This is a genomic window from Kosakonia oryzae (assembly GCF_001658025.2).
Classification (GTDB): domain Bacteria; phylum Pseudomonadota; class Gammaproteobacteria; order Enterobacterales; family Enterobacteriaceae; genus Kosakonia; species Kosakonia oryzae.
Genome location: NZ_CP014007.2, coordinates 595159 through 612096, shown reverse-complemented (window position 1 = coordinate 612096; position 16938 = coordinate 595159). Strand labels below are relative to the sequence as shown.

22 protein-coding genes and 1 other RNA gene are annotated in these 16938 nt (G+C 54.0%); 15 read left to right on the top strand and 8 right to left on the bottom strand.

Features of this window, described 5'->3' with window-relative positions; genetic code table 11:
* Position 1 precedes the first annotated feature (1 nt).
* The 8 genes from mzrA to AWR26_RS02965 all read left to right on the top strand — a co-directional run bounded on the left by mzrA (position 2) and on the right by AWR26_RS02965 (position 4074).
* A complete protein-coding gene (gene mzrA / locus AWR26_RS03000; RefSeq protein WP_064563468.1) occupies positions 2–388 on the top strand; it encodes an EnvZ/OmpR regulon moderator MzrA in 387 nt (128 codons plus the stop codon).
* A gap of 147 nt (positions 389–535) precedes the next feature.
* Complete coding sequence (locus AWR26_RS02995) at positions 536–904, top strand: DUF1090 domain-containing protein (protein ID WP_064568942.1); 369 nt, start codon at positions 536–538, stop codon at positions 902–904.
* A 39-nt stretch (positions 905–943) separates the two neighbouring features.
* Positions 944–1246 carry a DUF883 family protein gene (locus AWR26_RS02990; protein ID WP_064563466.1) on the top strand — a complete coding sequence of 101 codons (303 nt, stop codon included), beginning with the start codon at positions 944–946 and terminating at the stop codon, positions 1244–1246.
* 1 nt (position 1247) lies between these two features.
* Entirely contained in the window at positions 1248–1646 is a 399-nt protein-coding gene (locus AWR26_RS02985; protein WP_007369973.1) for a phage holin family protein, read from the top strand.
* Positions 1643–1933: a YqjK-like family protein gene (locus tag AWR26_RS02980; protein ID WP_043956440.1), complete on the top strand. Its 291-nt coding sequence runs from the start codon at positions 1643–1645 to the stop codon at positions 1931–1933. The genes AWR26_RS02985 and AWR26_RS02980 overlap by 4 nt, the downstream gene beginning before the upstream one ends.
* 194 nt (positions 1934–2127) lie before the next feature.
* Positions 2128–2520, top strand: a complete 393-nt coding sequence (locus AWR26_RS02975; RefSeq protein WP_064563465.1) for a DoxX family protein — start codon at positions 2128–2130, stop codon at positions 2518–2520.
* 76 nt (positions 2521–2596) lie between these two features.
* Positions 2597–3583: a glutathione S-transferase family protein gene (locus AWR26_RS02970; protein ID WP_064563463.1), complete on the top strand. Its 987-nt coding sequence runs from the start codon at positions 2597–2599 to the stop codon at positions 3581–3583.
* Between the two features lie 125 nt (positions 3584–3708).
* Positions 3709–4074 carry a DUF805 domain-containing protein gene (locus AWR26_RS02965; protein WP_064563461.1) on the top strand — a complete coding sequence of 122 codons (366 nt, stop codon included), beginning with the start codon at positions 3709–3711 and terminating at the stop codon, positions 4072–4074.
* Between the two features lie 5 nt (positions 4075–4079).
* Here the strand turns inward: AWR26_RS02965 and AWR26_RS02960 are convergent, their stop codons facing one another.
* Positions 4080–4976, bottom strand: a complete 897-nt coding sequence (locus tag AWR26_RS02960; RefSeq protein ID WP_064563459.1) for a LysR family transcriptional regulator — start codon at positions 4974–4976, stop codon at positions 4080–4082.
* A 106-nt stretch (positions 4977–5082) separates the two neighbouring features.
* Here AWR26_RS02960 and AWR26_RS02955 point away from each other — a divergent pair, with 106 nt between their 5' ends.
* Entirely contained in the window at positions 5083–5784 is a 702-nt protein-coding gene (locus AWR26_RS02955; RefSeq protein ID WP_064563457.1) for a pirin family protein, read from the top strand.
* 25 nt (positions 5785–5809) lie between these two features.
* Positions 5810–5968 (top strand): hypothetical protein, encoded by a 159-nt coding sequence (locus tag AWR26_RS02950; protein ID WP_167351136.1) that lies wholly within the window; start codon positions 5810–5812, stop codon positions 5966–5968.
* A gap of 240 nt (positions 5969–6208) precedes the next feature.
* On the opposite strand, the gene AWR26_RS02945 is transcribed toward AWR26_RS02950, so the two are convergent.
* Complete coding sequence (locus AWR26_RS02945; protein WP_064563455.1) at positions 6209–6934, bottom strand: AraC family transcriptional regulator; 726 nt, start codon at positions 6932–6934, stop codon at positions 6209–6211.
* A gap of 94 nt (positions 6935–7028) precedes the next feature.
* Here AWR26_RS02945 and AWR26_RS02940 point away from each other — a divergent pair, with 94 nt between their 5' ends.
* On the top strand, positions 7029–7418 hold the full coding sequence (locus tag AWR26_RS02940; RefSeq protein WP_082934064.1) for a nuclear transport factor 2 family protein: 390 nt from the start codon (positions 7029–7031) through the stop codon (positions 7416–7418).
* Here the strand turns inward: AWR26_RS02940 and AWR26_RS02935 are convergent.
* Positions 7398–8153, bottom strand: a complete 756-nt coding sequence (locus tag AWR26_RS02935; RefSeq protein ID WP_064563451.1) for a glutamine amidotransferase — start codon at positions 8151–8153, stop codon at positions 7398–7400. The two genes, AWR26_RS02940 and AWR26_RS02935, sit on opposite strands and share 21 nt — an antisense overlap.
* Positions 8154–8638: 485 nt before the next feature.
* Here AWR26_RS02935 and AWR26_RS02930 point away from each other — a divergent pair, with 485 nt between their 5' ends.
* Both AWR26_RS02930 and AWR26_RS02925 read left to right on the top strand, forming a co-directional pair.
* Positions 8639–8896: a hypothetical protein gene (locus AWR26_RS02930; RefSeq protein WP_156525204.1), complete on the top strand. Its 258-nt coding sequence runs from the start codon at positions 8639–8641 to the stop codon at positions 8894–8896.
* A complete protein-coding gene (locus AWR26_RS02925; protein WP_156525203.1) occupies positions 8889–9146 on the top strand; it encodes a hypothetical protein in 258 nt (85 codons plus the stop codon). The genes AWR26_RS02930 and AWR26_RS02925 overlap by 8 nt, the downstream gene beginning before the upstream one ends.
* 2 nt (positions 9147–9148) lie before the next feature.
* Here AWR26_RS02925 and rnpB read toward each other — a convergent pair.
* The 5 genes from rnpB to AWR26_RS02900 all read right to left on the bottom strand — a co-directional run bounded on the left by rnpB (position 9149) and on the right by AWR26_RS02900 (position 13867).
* An RNA gene (rnpB, locus tag AWR26_RS02920) (RNase P RNA component class A) lies at positions 9149–9528 on the bottom strand.
* A 32-nt stretch (positions 9529–9560) separates the two neighbouring features.
* A complete protein-coding gene (gene garK, locus AWR26_RS02915) occupies positions 9561–10706 on the bottom strand; it encodes a glycerate 2-kinase (protein WP_064563449.1) in 1146 nt (381 codons plus the stop codon).
* Between the two features lie 104 nt (positions 10707–10810).
* Positions 10811–11701: a 2-hydroxy-3-oxopropionate reductase gene (gene garR / locus AWR26_RS02910; RefSeq protein ID WP_064563447.1), complete on the bottom strand. Its 891-nt coding sequence runs from the start codon at positions 11699–11701 to the stop codon at positions 10811–10813.
* 31 nt (positions 11702–11732) lie between these two features.
* Positions 11733–12503, bottom strand: a complete 771-nt coding sequence (garL, locus tag AWR26_RS02905; RefSeq protein ID WP_064563445.1) for a 2-dehydro-3-deoxyglucarate aldolase — start codon at positions 12501–12503, stop codon at positions 11733–11735.
* Between the two features lie 26 nt (positions 12504–12529).
* Positions 12530–13867 (bottom strand): MFS transporter, encoded by a 1338-nt coding sequence (locus AWR26_RS02900; protein WP_064563443.1) that lies wholly within the window; start codon positions 13865–13867, stop codon positions 12530–12532.
* A 423-nt stretch (positions 13868–14290) separates the two neighbouring features.
* Between AWR26_RS02900 and garD the strand changes: the two genes are divergently transcribed.
* On the top strand, positions 14291–15862 hold the full coding sequence (garD, locus tag AWR26_RS02895) for a galactarate dehydratase (protein ID WP_064563441.1): 1572 nt from the start codon (positions 14291–14293) through the stop codon (positions 15860–15862).
* Positions 15863–16052: 190 nt separating this feature from the next.
* Positions 16053–16907 (top strand): tagatose bisphosphate family class II aldolase, encoded by an 855-nt coding sequence (locus AWR26_RS02890; protein WP_064563439.1) that lies wholly within the window; start codon positions 16053–16055, stop codon positions 16905–16907.
* Positions 16908–16938 lie beyond the last annotated feature (31 nt).

Genomic DNA, 16938 nt, shown 5'->3' with positions numbered 1-16938 from the left:
TATGGAATTGCAACGTCCCTTGCTGCGCAGGTTATTAATGGGCTTAATGACGATGGCGATTTTCAGCGTCATGTTCATTACCTGGGCGACGCTGCAAAACCGCGAATCCACGCTGGCGATTCGCCCGGCGACGCAGAACGTCAGCGTGCCGGATGGTTTCTCCGTCTGGCACCATCTGGACGCCAACGGCATACAATTCAAAAGTATTACGCCGAAAAACGATACGTTATTGATTACTTTTGAATCCAGCGACCAAAGCGCAGCGGCGAAAGCCGTCCTCGATCGTACCTTACCCCACGGCTATATCATCGCCGCCCAGGATGATGGCAACGGCCAACCCTCTGCGTGGCTGGCGCTTCTGCGTACTACCACTCACCGATTCGGTTAATCCTTCCAGGATTCTGAATCTTTTCACTCACTTTGGTGTTTAGCAGTTTACTTACTATGCTTGAGTAAACGGAACCAGGGTTCACTTTGTACAACTGGATGCTGGCGCAACAACCGTTTCGCTGGCCAACAATGGAAGGTTTCGATGATGAAAAACCGCATCGCACTGGCGTTGGCTCTTCTTTCTCTGAGCGCTATTGCACAAGCTGCAAGCCCCTGTCAGGAGAAAGAACATGATATCCAGCGCGAAATCAGTTATGCCGAAAAACATAACAACCAGAGCCGAATTGAGGGGCTGAAAAAGGCGCTGCATGAAGTGCGCGCTAACTGTTCAGATACCCAACTCCGCGCCGCTCACCAGAAAAAAATAGCCGGGCAGAAAGAAGAGGTTGCCGAGCGCCGTCGCGATCTGGCGGAAGCAAAGCAGAAAGGCGATGCGGAGAAAATAAGCAAACGCGAACACAAGCTGAAAGAAGCACAGCTTGAACTGAAAGAGCTGGAGGCTCGCGATTACTGATTTTTAAGGACGTTACCACTCACTCACCTGGAGAAAATTATGTCAAAAGATAATGCCGATCATCTGCGCGCTGAACTGAAATCCCTCGCGGATACGCTGGAAGAAGTGCTGAGTAATTCTGGTGAAAAATCGAAAGAAGAGCTGAGTAAATTGCGGGGAAAAGCAGAGCAGGTTCTGCGTGACAGCCGTCATCGCCTCGGCGAAACGGGTGATGTTATTGCCAAACAAACACGTGAAGCCGCCGCGCGTACTGATGAATATGTCCGCGAAAACCCATGGGCCAGTGTAGGCATCGGCGCCGCTATTGGGGTGGTGTTGGGCGTGCTGCTGACGCGTCGTTGATATGACGGAGCCACGACACGCGCAGGGGCCAGGCAAAAGCGCACTGGGGATCGGCCAGCGTATTCTGACGATCCTTGTAGAGATGGTTGAGACCCGCCTGCGGCTGGCGGTTGTCGAGCTGGAAGAAGAGAAAGCCAATCTGTTCCAGCTGTTGATGATGCTGGGTCTGACCATGCTTTTTGCCGCATTTGGCCTGATGAGTCTGATGGTGCTGATTATTTGGGCCATTGATCCGCAATATCGCCTGAACGCGATGATTGCCACCACGGTAGTGTTACTGGTGCTGGCGCTAATTGGCGGCATCTGGACGCTACGTAAAGCGCGCGCATCAACACTGTTGCGCCATACCCGGCAGGAGCTTGAAAATGACCGCGCCCTGCTGGAGGACGATAAATCGTGAGCAACAAAGCAGAGCGTCTGAAACGTAAAGCGCGCCTGCTCAGCGAGATCCAGCAGCAACGGCTGGATCTCACCGCCGGGCGTCGCGACTGGCTTGAAGCCACCAGCCCTTACGATCGCGGCTGGAATACCCTGCTCAGCCTGCGTTCATGGGCATTAATTGGCAGCAGCGCGCTCGCAGTCTGGTCGGTTCGCCATCCGAATATGCTGGTGCGCTGGGGTAAACGCGGTCTCGGCATCTGGAGCCTGTGGCGCCTGGTTAAAACCACGCTCAACTCACCGCGTTAATGCGTTAAGGGCGGTCGCGACGATCGCCCTTCTCTTCTTACTCAGTTTTTTTGAAAAAATTCGACAGTTTTCCTTGCTAACAATCTTTTCCCGCCACGATTACTATCCTCTCCATCGACAGCAAGCACGCGGCATCTGCCCGTAATTGCACACTATTTACTGATAGCCGCAGCAGTGGCCCCCTGGAGAGAAAGATGAAAAAATTAGAAGATGTTGGTTTTCTGGTCGCACGTATCCTGATGCCGATTCTGTTTATCGTGGCTGGCTGGGGAAAAATTACCGGTTATGCAGGTACGCAGCAGTATATGGAAGCCATGGGCGTGCCGGGGTTCCTGCTGCCGTTGACCATTCTGCTTGAGTTCGGCGGCGGTCTGGCGATTCTGTTCGGTTTCCTGACCCGTACCACCGCGCTGTTCACTGCGGCCTTCACACTGCTGACCGCATTCATCTTCCACAGCAACTTTGCGGAAGGCGTGAACTCGCTGATGTTTATGAAAAACCTGACCATCGCTGGCGGCTATCTGCTGCTGGGCATCACCGGTCCGGGTGCTATCAGTATCGACCGCGTGCTGAATAAAAAATGGTAAGCACTCTATACTGAGTAAAGAGATCAAAGCGAGGAGTTCACTCCTCGCTTTTTTGCTATCAGAAGGAGGAAGCAAAATGGGACAACTGATTGACGGCGTCTGGCACGACACCTGGTATGACACCAAATCCACCGGTGGGCGGTTTAAACGCTCCGTTTCCGCATTTCGCAACTGGCTCACTGCCGACGGCGCGCCTGGCCCCTCCGGCGAAGGGGGCTTCGCCGCAGAGAAAGATCGCTATCATCTCTATGTTTCACTGGCTTGCCCGTGGGCGCACCGCACTCTGATCCTGCGTAAACTGAAAGGCCTGGAGCCGTTTATCTCTGTTTCCGTCGTTCACCCTTTGATGCTGGAAAATGGCTGGACGTTCGATGACGATTTCCCGGCAGCAACCGGCGATACCCTTTATCAGCACGAATTTCTCTATCAGCTTTATTTGCATGCCGATCCGCACTACAGCGGTCGCGTCACCGTGCCGGTGCTGTGGGATAAAAAGAATCACACCATTGTCAGTAATGAATCAGCGGAAATTATCCGCATGTTCAATACCGCCTTTGACGGACTGGGTGCCAGAGCCGGGGATTACTACCCGCCGGAACTGCGCGCGCAAATCGATGAGCTTAATAGCTGGATCTACGACAACGTCAACAATGGCGTTTATAAAGCGGGTTTCGCCACCAGCCAGCAGGCCTACGACGAAGCTGTTGTGAATGTCTTTACCTCGCTGGAACGGCTGGAGCAGATCCTGGGTCAGCACCGTTATCTGACCGGCGATCGGCTGACAGAAGCCGATATTCGCCTGTGGACCACGCTTATCCGCTTCGATCCGGTATATGTCACCCATTTTAAATGCGATAAACACCGCATCAGCGACTACCTCAATCTGCACGGTTTTCTGCGCGATATTTACCAGATGCCGGGCGTTGCTGAAACCGTCGATTTTGCGCATATCCGCAATCACTATTTCCGCAGCCACAAAACCATCAACCCAACCGGGATCATCTCTGTCGGGCCGTGGCAGGATCTGGATGAACCTCACGGGCGCGACATTCGTTTCGCCTGATCTTTCGGGCGCGTGACCGCGCGCCCAAATTATTTCCCGCCGGGTTTATCGCTTTGTATTTTTGCCGTCTATTCTTACTTTGATCGTTTAGAAAACAACGAATTGACCATTGATCGAGGTTAAAAATGGACTGGTATTTTAAGGTACTGGGTAACTATGCCACCTTCCACGGACGGGCGCACCGGCGCGAGTTTTGGATGTTCGTTCTGGTCAATATCATCCTTTCCGGCGTGCTGATGGTGGTGGACCACATTCTTGGCTGGCAGTTTGGCGGCGGGTTTGGCCCATTGAGCCTGATTTACACATTACTGGTACTGGTGCCTTCGCTGGCGGTGCAGGTTCGCCGTCTGCACGATACCGATCGCCGCGGTCGCTGGTTGTTGTTGCTCCTGCTTCCGGTGCTGGGCTGGTTAATGTTGCTGGCCTTTTACAGCCAGCGCAGTACGCCGGAGGAGAACCGTTTTGGGCCGCAGCCGAAAGCGTTTCCCTGAAAGCTTTATTTACCGGCAAATAGCTTGGGGATTTCACGCAGACACCAGGCTTTACCTTCACCCATGCTGTCGCGACGCCATGCCATAATGATATCCACTTGGCTGGTATATTCCGGGCTCACCACCCGCAACCGCCCTTCGGCAATATCCTGTTCCACCAGCGGGTAAGGCATTGTCGCCACGCCGAGGCCGGCCAGCAACGCCTGGCGTTTATCTTCAATGGTACTGACCGTCAGACGCGGCTGTTTATCCAGCAGTTGTACTGTTAATACCGGCCGTTCGCGGGCGGTATCCGCCACCGCCACGCCACGGTATTTCACGCGAGTGACTTCCGACAGCGGTTCCGGCTCCTGATGAATCGGGTGATCCGGCGCGGCCACATACACATTCATTACCGAGTAGAGCTTGCGGGAGTTAATTTCCGACGAGGAACGAAAGTGCATATCCGGCGCGACAACGATATCCGCACGCCCCTGCTCCAGCCGTTCCCACGCCCCGGCCAGCACTTCGGTAATAATCGATAATTGCGTATTGGCTTTCGCCGCCAGCCTCTCCACCAGCGGGAAGAGTTCAACCGTCGGCACCAGCGCTTCGGTGACCAGCGTCAGATGCGTTTCCCAACCGCGCGCCAGCGCTTCGGCATCGGTCGTCAGTTTATCTGCCGCTTCCAGCAGCACGCGTCCGCGCTCCAGCAGCATACGCCCGACGTTGGTGAATTTGGTCCGGTGGCCGGAGCGGTCAAACAGCACCACGTCCAGTTCTTCTTCCAGTTTTTGCATGGTGTAGCTGAGTGCGGAAGGTACGCGCCCCAACTCATCCGCCGCAGCGGCAAAGCTTCCGCGCCGATCAATCGCATCCATCACGCGCAACGCTTCCAGCGTAAGTGCCCTTTCTTTCGCCATTTATTGTTCTCATTCAGTAAATTTGAACATACCTGGCAGAATATCTGGCTAACAATGCATCGTCCATACCTTTAACATTGTTTTAAGTAAAGAGAGGTCAATAACGATGATTACTACCCGTACTGCAAAACAATGCGGACAAGCTGACTTCGGCTGGCTTCAGGCCCGCTACACGTTTTCTTTTGGACACTACTTTGACCCGAAACTGTTAGGTTATGCCTCCCTGCGTGTACTGAACCAGGAAGTCCTTGCTCCAGGTGCCTCCTTCCAGCCACGGGCCTACCCGAAAGTGGATATTCTGAACCTGATCCTTGAAGGTGAAGCGGAATACCGCGACAGCGAAGGGAACCATGTGCAGGCGAAAGCCGGTGAAGCGCTGCTTATCGCCACTCAGCCCGGCATCAGCTATAGCGAACATAACCTGAGCAAAGACAAGTCGTTAACGCGTATGCAGTTGTGGCTTGATGCCTGCCCGGAGCGCGAAAATCCACCGGTGCAGAAAATGACGATTGCCGATGCAGCGCAACAACTGCTGGCTTCGCCGGATGGTAGCCAGGGTAGTTTGCAACTGCGTCAGCAAGTGTGGCTGCACCATATCGAGTTGAAAAAAGGCGAAGAGCTGACAATTCAGCTACATGGCCCGCGCGCCTATCTGCAATCGATCCACGGCACGGTGCATGCGGTGACGCATTGCGAAGCGAAGGAAGCCCTGACCTGCGGCGACGGCGCTTTTATTCGTGATGAGGCTAACATAACGTTAGTTGCCGATACGCCGCTGCGCGCTTTGCTGATAGATTTACCAGTGTGACAGTTATGTTTTAGCAGGTGAGTATATGAATAGCAGCGTAACTAAAATATCTATTGAGAGCGCCCTCACACAGCCTACGCTCCATGAACCGCTTCCGGTCTTTGGGTTTGAAGAGATGCTGACCGAGCTGGAAGCCATCGTCGCCGAAGCCGAAATCCGGCTGGCCGAAGAAGAAGCCGCCTGATCTCCTGCCCTGGTTTATGCCGGGGCATTTTCATTCTGTTTGCCGCGCATAACGCTGGGAAAATCAAAGGCTCAGCGTTGCCTTACAGCAGTACAAAGACAATCTCAAAGCAGTGGATGACTGCGTGTTGCCGGGAAAAGTGGGCAATCATCTCCATCTGCTGTCCGACGCCAGCGTAAACACTTCAGGCCTGAATGGCAGGGCTATCTGCCGGTTTATTAGCCTATCCACGCCGGAGGGTTAATCTCCAAACTGACGGGCGCGAAATTGCCCCGGCGTAATGCCAAAACGCATTTTGAAAGCGGCGATAAAGGCGCTGACATTCTCATAGCCACATTGCGTCGCCGTCTCGCTCACCGTTTTGCCGCCCAGCAGCAACGCCATCGCCGCCAGAACCCTCGCCTGCTGTCGCCACTGGCTGAAGCTAAGCCCGGTCCCGGCACGAAATAAGCGGCTTAAGGTTCGCACGCTTAACCCGTAGCGGCTCGCCAGTTCAGCCTGAGGCTGCGTGCTGTGCGGCTTTTCCAGCAGCGCTTCAGCCACCTGCCTGGCGCGCCGGTCCTGCGGCAGGATAAGTTGCAACGGGGCGGGAGACATTCGTTTCAATTCATCCATCATCACCGCCAGGAGGTGTTGCTGCGGCATAAGATCGGCAGCATCGCACTTTGCCAGCCGGGCCATCAATAGCATCAGGAAAGGATCGGCTGGCCAGACACCTGCCGCAGGCAATACCATGCCACGTACTTGCAGGCTCTCTCCCTCAACCTCACCGACCGTCCAGGCGCAGTGCTGCAACTGCGGCGGAAACCAGCCTATCGTTGCGGGCGTCAGCGCCCATTGCGCCTGCTCCGTCTGAACGATCATCATACCGCGACGAATGCAGAACAGTTGGCCGGTATCATGCTGATGCCAGTGGGTTTGATGCTTTCGCTGATGCGTGAGTTTCTGGCTTTGCACTATCATCATGGCCGATTCACCGTATTTATTGTCCTGTTACGGCTAATATACCAACAGCCATCAACGATATCCTCTGCTCACCCTAATACAGAGGATGACGACCATGACAGAAACCCACCGTGTAGCGCAGGCTTTGCGCGAGATTATCTGCAACCCGGCGCATGACGACGCGACCATTTGCGCATTTTTTTCACCAAAATATCAACAATATGTCGATGGAAAGCGGCTGGATTTTGCAGGCTTTGTCAGCCATATGGCGGCGTTGAAACAACTGACCGAACGTATTGAGCTAACCATCCTGGCTATTGCAGGTGAAGACGGTAACGTGCTGACACACCATCGGGTGAGGGTGCGCAAGAAGGTGGGGGATTTTGCTGAGATCGAGGTGTTTGCCCATTTTACGCTTCAGGACGGGCTGATTATCCGCTGCGAAGAACTCACCCGGCTGATGAGCGGCGCAGCGGAAGATCGTTCACTGGGCAGCGTGAATTGAGCGCCGCGCCTTGCTGTAACCGGTAACGTCCTGCACGAAGCGGCGCAGGATCTCTGCGGCATCCGGTGCCGGAAGCACACCAGCAACTAAGCGATCGGCATCGGTGCCCTCTTTTTCAATGTTAGCGCGGTTAAGACGCAGCAGATCCGTGGCGATTTCCGGCGTCATTTCCGGGTGGAACTGTACGGAAACCGCGCGCGGGCCATAGCGGACGATTTGATGATTATCATGCGCAGACGAGGCCAGCACCGATGCCCCTTCCGGCAAGCGCGTGACCGTTTGCCGGTGCGTCAGATGCGCCGGAAAAGGCTCCGTCAGATGGCTGAGCAGCGGATCGTTTGCCGCTGCGGCATTCAGGTAGACCGTTTGCGTTCCCGCTTCCCGGCCTTGCGGATGATATTCCACGTCGCCACCCAGCGCCCATGCCATTAACTGATGACCATAACAAACGCCAAACAGCGGCATTTGTATCGCCATTGCATCGCGGATCCATTCGGCCGTCTTTTCACTCCATGGCAGTCTGTCCGAAACCATCGCCCACGAACCCGTGATGATCGCCACCCGGCTGGCATCCGGGGCGGGCAGCGTTTCGCCCTCGAAAACGCGCACAATGTCCACTTCTTCCGGCAAATATCCAAGCAGTTCGCAAAACCAGAGCGGGATATCGCCATGAGCCTGGCGTAGCGGTTCCGGGGCACTTCCCACCTGAATAATAAGCACTGACTTATGTTCCATAACGGCAACGACTCCCGTAGCAATAAAACCCTTCTGGACAGAGTAGCGCTTTTCGTCATGCGCCCGGGTGGATATTTTTTTATATGGTTAGAAGCAATGGAGCTTAAGGGAAGAGAATGTTGTTGATGGTTGGCGATGTACGCCTGACCAGGACTTAGCCGCCATCAAACATAGTAGACAGCCATTTATCTCACGCCGCAGAACTGCACAAAAGCAAAAACCCGCCGAAGCAGGTTTTACCTGAAAATTGAAACTGACCGGTAAGCCGCGTTCTTTCATAGAAAGCGGAGTGGACAGTCATTCATCTCTCGCCACAAAACCACAGAAAAGCAAAAATCCACCGAAGCGGGTTGTGCCTGAAAAATTGAAACTGACCGGTAAGCCGCGTTCTTTCATAGAAAGCGGAGTGGACAGTCATTCATCTCTCACCACAAAGCCACAGAAAAGCAGAGCCGCAAAAAAGCAAAAACCCGCCGAAGCGGGTTGTGCCTGAAAAATTGAAACTGACCGGTAAGCCGCGTTCTTTCATAGAAAGCGGAGTGGACAGTCATTCATCTCTCGCCACAAAACCACAGAAAAGCAAAAATCCACCGAAGCGGGTTATGCCTGAAAAATTGAAACTGACCGGTAAGCCGCGTTCTTTCATAGAAAGCGGAGTGGACAGTCATTCATCTCTCACCACAAAGCCACAGAAAAGCAGAGCCGCAAAAAAGCAAAAACCCGCCGAAGCGGGTTGTGCCTGAAAAATTGAAACTGACCGGTAAGCCGCGTTCTTTCATAGAAAGCGGAGTGGACAGTCATTCATCTCTCGCCACAAAACCACAGAAAAGCAAAAATCCACCGAAGCGGGTTATGCCTGAAAAATTGAAACTGACCGGTAAGCCGCGTTCTTTCATAGAAAGCGGAGTGGACAGTCATTCATCTCTCGCCACAAAACCACAGAAAAGCAGAGCCGCAGAAAAGCAAAAACCCGCCGAAGCGGGTTTTGCCTGAAAAATTGAAACTGACCGATAAGCCGGGTTCTGTCGTGGACAGTCATTCATCTAGGCCAGCAATCGCTCACTGGCTCAAGCAGCCTACCCGGGTTCAGTACGGGCCGTACCTTGTGAACCCCTATTTGGCCTTGCTCCGGGTGGAGTTTACCGTGCCGCGAACTGTTGCCAGACGCGCGGTGCGCTCTTACCGCACCCTTTCACCCTTACCTGATCCCACTTGCGTGGGCCATCGGCGGTTTGCTCTCTGTTGCACTGGTCGTAGGCTTGCGCCCCCCAGGCGTTACCTGGCACCCTGCCCTATGGAGCCCGGACTTTCCTCCCCTCTGCCCGTCTCCCCCGAAGGAGGACTACAACAAAGCGGCGACTGTCTGGTCAGCTTCGGCGCGCAGTATAGTGGGTTTGCGCGCGCCTGTCACCCTTCCGTCAGCATTCCAACCTGCAATGTGGCTGCAATATTGCGTGACGCGCGGTAAATATTGTCAAACGCGCCGCGGAACGCCTCTTCCAGCGTAGTAATGCCGGTCAACACGCTGAACACCGCATCAATACCGTACTGGTGAACCACGCCAACATCGCTGGTCAGACTGCCGGCAATCCCGATTACGGGTTTGTGGTATTTTTTAGCAACGTGCGCCACGCCAACCGGCACTTTGCCGTGAATGCTCTGACTGTCGATACGCCCTTCGCCGGTCACCACCAGCGAACAGTCATGAATATGCTCTTCGAGATTCAACGCCTGGGTCACAATCTCAATACCGCTGCGCAGTTCCGCGCCGAGGAAAGCCATCAGCGCCGCGCCCATACCGCCTGCCGCGCCAGAGCCTGGCACCTCTTTCACATCCACGCGCAGTGATTTTTTAATGACATCGGCGAAATGGCTCAGGTTGCGATCCAGCTCGACAATCAACGCTTCCGTCGCCCCTTTTTGCGGGCCAAAAATGCGTGATGCGCCCTGCTCGCCGATCAGCGGGTTAGTTACATCGCAGGCCACACGAATCGTACAATCGCTCAGGCGCGGATCCAGCCCGGAAATATCAATCGCATTCAGGCTTATCAGGCTGCCGCCGCCGTAACCAATCTCGGTGCCGTTCGCATCGGTCAGTCTGGCCCCCAGCGCTTGTACCATACCCGCACCGCCATCGTTGGTCGCACTGCCGCCAATGCCGATAATAATGTTGGTCGCCCCATGTTCCAGCGCATGCAAAATAAGTTCCCCGGTGCCGCGCGAAGTGGTAATCAAAGGGTTACGTAATTCCGGTGGCACCAGCGCCAGACCGCTGGCCGCCGCCATTTCAATAAATGCGGTTTTCCCGTCGCCGGACATCCCCCACCGGGCATCAACATCATTCCCCAGCGGGCCTGTAACGTGCGCGGTGTGCACAGTACCTTTAGTGGCGGCAATCATGGCTTCAACTGTTCCCTCGCCGCCGTCGGCAACCGGAACTGACACGTAGTGAGCATCGGGAAAAATTTCCCGAAATCCTTTTTCTATCGCCTGAGCTACTTCAGTAGCAGAAAGGCTTTCTTTATAAGAGTCTGGGGCGATTACGATTTTCATAATTGTGAGCCTGATAGTGCCGCGCACTTCACCCTTCAGGCTCACTGCGGCCTGAAGATGTGGATGTACAAGAAATCCAGGGCGCAGAGCCGCGCCCTTCTTAATTAACGAGTCACTTCGATTTTCGCCAGTTTCTCGTAGTAGCAAGCAATAGCACTGTGGTCGGCATTGCCCAGACCATCAGCGCGCAGCGCCTGCATCATTTCCATCACTGCGGCGGTCAGCGGCAGTTGAGCGCCCACGCCATGCGACGTATCCAGCGCGTTGGAGAGATCTTTGATGTGCAGATCGATACGGAAGCCCGGTTTGAAGTTGCGATCCATCACCATTGGCGCTTTCGCGTCCAGCACGGTGCTGCCCGCCAGACCACCACGGATAGCCTGATACACCAGATCCGGGTTAACACCGGCTTTGGTTGCCAGCGTCAGCGCTTCAGACATCGCAGCAATGTTCAGCGCCACAATCACCTGGTTTGCCAGTTTGGTGACGTTGCCCGCACCGATATCACCGGTGTGCACGACAGAACCGGCCATGGATTTCAGCAGATCGTAGTATTTGTCGAAGACAGCTTTGTCGCCGCCCACCATCACAGACAGCGTACCGTCGATCGCTTTCGGTTCGCCGCCGCTTACCGGCGCATCAAGCATTTGCACGCCTTTCGCTTTCAGCGCGTCACTGATTTCACGGCTGGCCAGCGGCGCGATGGAGCTCATGTCGATCAGCACGGTGCCCGCTTTAGCGCCTTCAATAATGCCGCCTTCACCCAGCGCCACTTCTTTCACGTGCGGGGAGTTCGGCAGCATGGTGATGATGACATCGCACTTCTCAGCAACCGCTTTCCCGTTCGCTGCCGTTTCCGCGCCCGCGGCGATAAGTTCAGCCACCGCTTCCTGGTTACGGTCCACGACCACCAGTGAGTAACCTGCTTTAATGAGGTTTTTACTCATTGGTTTACCCATGATGCCAAGGCCAATGAAACCAACTTTCATCGTCATAATTGCGTCTCTCTTTTAAAGGGTGGTTTGGTTATTTTTTAAAGGTGTCGGCCAGTTTCTGCGTCGCCGAACGGAATACGCCCAAATCGCTGCCAACCGCAACGACGGTCGCCCCCCATTCCAGGTAGCGGCGAGCATCAGCTTCCACCGGCGCCAGAATGCCGCTCGGTTTGTTGTGCGCTTTCGCGCGGGCAAAAATGTGCTGAATGGTGCGCTGAACTTCCGGGTGCGCCGCGTTACCGATGTAACCCAGCGTCGCCGCCAGATCGCTTGGGCCGACAAACACGCCATCCACGCCGTCGGTGGTAAGGATTGCATCAAGGTTATCCACACCGGCCTGGCTTTCGATTTGTACCAGGATGGTGATATTGGCGTTGGACTGACGGAAGTAATCCGGCACGGTGCCGAACATATTGGCGCGATGGGAAACCGACACGCCGCGAATGCCTTCCGGCGGATAACGAGTTGCCGCTACCGCATTCACCGCTTCTTCTTCGGTTTCCACAAACGGGATGAGGAAGTTGTAAAAGCCGATATCCAGCAGGCGTTTGATGACCACCGGATCGTTAGTCGGCACGCGCACTACCGGCGCGCTGACGCTGCCTTTCAACGCCATTAACTGCGGTACAAAAGTGAGCACGTCGTTTGGGGCGTGTTCGCCGTCCAGAAGCAGCCAGTCAAAGCCTGCCAGGCCCAGAACTTCAGTGCTGATATGACTACCCAGCGCAGACCAACAACCGATTTGAATCTGTTGGGCCGCCAGCGCGGCCTTGAATTTGTTTGGGAAGATATCGTTATTCATCTTTTGTACCTTAAATGTGTCGTTGCTTATTTCTTCAATTCCATACGTTTGATGTCGCCGACCACGAACAGATAGCAGACCATCATCATCAGTGCTGAACAGCCTACGAACACCAACGCACCGTTGAAAGAATGCAACTCTTTAACCATGTATCCGATGACCAGCGGCGTCACGATAGAAGCCACGTTACCAAATACGTTGAATACACCACCGCACAGACCGACAATCTCTTTCGGCGCGACGTCGGAGATAACCGGCCAACCCAGTGCGCCAAAACCTTTACCGAAGAAGGCGAGCGCCATCAGTGCGACGACCATCGCCGTGTTATCGGTGTAGTTACACAGAATGATGCTGGAAGCCAGTAACATCCCGACCACGATAGGGAATTTACGCGCCATCGTCAGGGTGGAGCCGCGCTTAATCAGATAGTCAGAAAACAGGCCGCCCAGCACGCCACCGGCAAAACCACACAGCGCCGGAATGGACGCGACAAACCCCACTTTCAGTATCGACATGCCTTTTTCCTGCACCAGGTAAATCGGGAACCATGTCAGGAAGAACCAGGTAATGGTGTTCAGGAAGTATTGCCCGAAAAAGACGCCAAGCATCATGCGGTTGCACAGCAACTGCTTGATATAATCCATTTTTGGACCCGCATTTTTGCCATCGTCGGCTTTTTTGTGGTCCATATCGACAACCGCGCCGTTTTTCTCAATATACTCCAGCTCTTCGCGGCTCATACGCGGGTGATCGGTCGGGTTGTGGACAAATTTCATCCAGGCAAAGGTCAGCACAAAACCGATCACGCCCATTACGGTGAAGACATGTTCCCAGCCCCAGGCAAAGGTCAACCAGCCCAGCAGCGGCGAGAACAGCGCCAGTGAGAAGTACTGTGCAGAGTTAAAAATCGCTGATGCCGTACCGCGCTCTTTCGCCGGGAACCAGGCCGCAACGATGCGGGCATTTGCCGGGAATGAAGGCGCTTCAGAGAAGCCCAGCATAAAACGCATGAAAAACATGGAAATGCCGGCCCAGGCGATCGGGAAAACGTCGACAAAACCTTGCAGGAAAGTAAAGAGCGACCAGAAAAAGAGGCTCCATGTGTACACTTTTTTAGAGCCGAAGCGGTCAAGCAGCCAGCCGCCAGGGATTTGCATCAGCAGGTAAGCCCAGCCGAAAGCCGAAAAAATGTAGCCCATCGATACAGCATCCAATTGCAGCTCTTTCGCCACTTCTGTCCCTGCAATGGACAATGTGGCGCGGTCTGCATAATTCACTGCTGTTACGATAAATATAATCAGCAGAATTAAATAACGGGTCGGCAACCCCCGTTTTGTTTCCACGACAGAATCTTCGATAGTCATTTTAAATTTCCTTGGGCGCCGCTAACTTTAAAATATAATTATTGAGACGTTTCTTATCTGATTTTATTTAAGCACTCGAAACTTATTATCAGATAATGGCACTTTGATTTTATTAGCCTTCAGTATAATCACCGACAGGACGCCACACACTGGTGGGTTGCTCAATTTTAACATTGCGCGAAAAGATTATTTTGAGCATTTGCACATAAGCCTGGGCGCTGATGCACAGATCTCACAATATGCAGCCCCGCCAGATGGGGAATCAGGATAATAAGTGATTTAGATCACATTTTAATATTTAAACTCCTGACATTCTTATTTCAGCAAACAAGATTTTTATTCCCGATATTAATTCCAGAATAAAGAATAATTCCGCTTTTATAGAGCAATGCATCGTATAAGTTAGCTGGAGATTACTTGACAATGTCCAACATTGAAATTAGACAGCAACCGCCAGGGGCGTTTTATATTAAGGTACACGACACGGATAATGTCGCTATCATCGTCAATGACAATGGCTTAAAGGCGGGAACCCGTTTTCCGGACGGTCTCGAGCTAATTGAGCATATTCCACAAGGCCATAAAGTGGCGCTGGTTGATATCCCCCAGCACGGCGAAATCGTGCGCTATGGCGAGATCATTGGCTACGCCATGCGCGATATCCCCCGCGGTAGCTGGATTGATGAATCCATGGTTGAGCTGCCGAAAGCACCGCCGCTGAATACACTGCCGCTGGCGACGAAAGTCCCGGAGCCGCTGCCGCCGCTGGAGGGGTATACCTTTGAAGGCTACCGCAACGCGGATGGAAGCGTCGGCACCAAGAACCTGCTCGGCCTGACCACCAGCGTGCACTGCGTTGCGGGCGTGGTCGATTACGTCGTGAAGATCATTGAGCGCGATCTGCTGCCGAAATACCCGAACGTTGACGGCGTGGTCGGCCTGAATCACCTGTATGGCTGCGGCGTGGCCATTAACGCACCGGCGGCAGTCATTCCCATTCGCACCATTCATAACATTTCGCTGAACCCGAACTTCGGCGGCGAGGTCATGGTAATTGGCCTGGGCTGTGAAAAATTGCAGCCGGAACGTCTGCTGGAAGGGACCGAGGATGTGAAAGCCATCCCGGTCGACAGCGCCAGTATTGTTCGTTTGCAGGATGAGCAGCATGTGGGTTTCCGCTCAATGGTTGAGGATATTCTGCAGGTTGCCGAGCGCCACCTGGCCAAGCTGAACCAGCGTAAACGCGAAACCTGCCCGGCCTCCGAACTGGTAGTTGGTATGCAGTGTGGCGGCAGCGATGCATTCTCCGGCGTGACGGCGAACCCGGCGGTGGGCTATGCCTCCGACCTGATTATTCGCTGCGGCGGTACAGTAATGTTCTCCGAAGTGACCGAAGTACGTGATGCGATTCACCTGCTGACGCCGCGTGCCATCAACGAAGAAGTGGGCAAACGCCTGCTGGAAGAGATGGCCTGGTACGATAACTATCTCGATATGGGTAAAACCGACCGCAGCGCTAACCCTTCTCCGGGGAACAAAAAAGGCGGCCTGGCGAATATCGTGGAAAAAGCGCTGGGTTCAATCGCGAAATCCGGTAAGAGCGCCATCTCTGAAGTGCTCTCTCCGGGTCAACGTCCGACCAAACGCGGGCTGATTTATGCCGCAACACCGGCGAGCGACTTCGTCTGCGGTACGCAACAGGTGGCTTCCGGGATCACCGTACAAGTGTTTACCACCGGGCGTGGCACGCCGTACGGCCTGGTTGCCGTACCGGTAATCAAAATGGCGACCCGCACCGAGCTGGCAAATCGCTGGTATGACTTAATGGATATTAATGCCGGGACGATCGCCACCGGCGAAGAGACCATCGAGGATGTGGGTTGGAAGCTGTTCCACTTTATCCTTGATGTCGCCAGCGGCCGTAAGAAAACCTTCTCCGATCAGTGGGGGCTGCATAACCAGCTCGCCGTGTTTAACCCGGCTCCGGTGACTTGATTTTAATAACAAAAGCGTAAACCTCACTTTTCAGCATGGCTTCGGCCATGCTTTTTTTTTGCCTGCTTTTTCTTTCACAACCTTCCTTTCACTTTCGAAATTTTCATTTTCCAGATGTCAATCACAAAAAAACATTACGAAAGCCTATAAATTCTTTCGAAGAAAACAAACGAAAGATTTCGGAGGCAGTGTGTATATCATTTCGACGAAAACCATGCTTAACAAAGCACAACGTGAAGGTTACGCGGTGCCCGCATTCAATATCCACAATCTCGAAACCTTACAAGTGGTGGTCGAAACTGCAGCCGAATTGCGCTCCCCGCTGATTGTTGCGGGCACACCAGGGACATTCAGTTATGCAGGCGTCGGCAATCTGGTCGCTATCGCCGGTAATCTGGCCAGCCACTTCAACCAGCCACTGGCCATTCATCTCGATCACCATGAAACGTTCAGCGACATAGAAGCCAAAGTTCAGGCCGGTATTCGTTCGGTGATGATCGATGGTTCCCACTTCCCCTACCACGACAATGTTGCACTGGTGAAAGCGGTAACGGATTTATGCCATCGCTACGACGCTAGCGTGGAAGCGGAGCTGGGCCGCCTCGGCGGGCAGGAAGACGATCTGATTGTCGATGCAAAAGACACCCGCTACACCAACCCGCAACAGGCCAAAGATTTCGTCGAGAAAACCGGTATTGATTCGCTCGCAGTGGCGATTGGCACCGCACACGGCCTTTATACCGCCGAGCCGAAACTCGATTTTGAACGGCTGGCGGAAATACGCCAACAGGTTGATATTCCGCTGGTTTTGCACGGCGCATCCGGGCTGCCCGCAGCGGATATTCGCCGTGCCATCGCGCTGGGCGTGTGCAAGGTGAACGTCGCTACCGAACTGAAAATCGCCTTCTCAGACGCGTTAAAGGCCTGGTTTGCTTCGCACCCGGATGCCAGCGATCCGCGCCACTACATGGTTCCGGCCAAAACGGCCATGAAAGAGGTGGTGCGCAAAGTGATCGGCGTCTGCGGCTGCGAAGGCAAACTGTAACGCCACAACCTTTTGAAAATATTGCGTAATA

Bases quoted from the DNA above. Each gene is read 5' to 3' on its own strand.
- mzrA (WP_064563468.1), top strand. From the start codon at position 2: ATGGAATTGCAACGTCCCTTGCTGCGCAGGTTATTAATGGGCTTAATG.
- AWR26_RS02995 (WP_064568942.1), top strand. From the start codon at position 536: ATGAAAAACCGCATCGCACTGGCGTTGGCTCTTCTTTCTCTGAGCGCT.
- AWR26_RS02990 (WP_064563466.1), top strand. From the start codon at position 944: ATGTCAAAAGATAATGCCGATCATCTGCGCGCTGAACTGAAATCCCTC.
- AWR26_RS02985 (WP_007369973.1), top strand. From the start codon at position 1,248: ATGACGGAGCCACGACACGCGCAGGGGCCAGGCAAAAGCGCACTGGGG.
- AWR26_RS02975 (WP_064563465.1), top strand. From the start codon at position 2,128: ATGAAAAAATTAGAAGATGTTGGTTTTCTGGTCGCACGTATCCTGATG.
- AWR26_RS02970 (WP_064563463.1), top strand. From the start codon at position 2,597: ATGGGACAACTGATTGACGGCGTCTGGCACGACACCTGGTATGACACC.
- AWR26_RS02965 (WP_064563461.1), top strand. From the start codon at position 3,709: ATGGACTGGTATTTTAAGGTACTGGGTAACTATGCCACCTTCCACGGA.
- AWR26_RS02960 (WP_064563459.1), bottom strand. From the start codon at position 4,976: ATGGCGAAAGAAAGGGCACTTACGCTGGAAGCGTTGCGCGTGATGGAT.
- AWR26_RS02955 (WP_064563457.1), top strand. From the start codon at position 5,083: ATGATTACTACCCGTACTGCAAAACAATGCGGACAAGCTGACTTCGGC.
- AWR26_RS02950 (WP_167351136.1), top strand. From the start codon at position 5,810: ATGAATAGCAGCGTAACTAAAATATCTATTGAGAGCGCCCTCACACAG.
- AWR26_RS02945 (WP_064563455.1), bottom strand. From the start codon at position 6,934: ATGATGATAGTGCAAAGCCAGAAACTCACGCATCAGCGAAAGCATCAA.
- AWR26_RS02940 (WP_082934064.1), top strand. From the start codon at position 7,029: ATGACAGAAACCCACCGTGTAGCGCAGGCTTTGCGCGAGATTATCTGC.
- AWR26_RS02935 (WP_064563451.1), bottom strand. From the start codon at position 8,153: ATGGAACATAAGTCAGTGCTTATTATTCAGGTGGGAAGTGCCCCGGAA.
- garK (WP_064563449.1), bottom strand. From the start codon at position 10,706: ATGAAAATCGTAATCGCCCCAGACTCTTATAAAGAAAGCCTTTCTGCT.
- garR (WP_064563447.1), bottom strand. From the start codon at position 11,701: ATGACGATGAAAGTTGGTTTCATTGGCCTTGGCATCATGGGTAAACCA.
- garL (WP_064563445.1), bottom strand. From the start codon at position 12,503: ATGAATAACGATATCTTCCCAAACAAATTCAAGGCCGCGCTGGCGGCC.
- AWR26_RS02900 (WP_064563443.1), bottom strand. From the start codon at position 13,867: ATGACTATCGAAGATTCTGTCGTGGAAACAAAACGGGGGTTGCCGACC.
- garD (WP_064563441.1), top strand. From the start codon at position 14,291: ATGTCCAACATTGAAATTAGACAGCAACCGCCAGGGGCGTTTTATATT.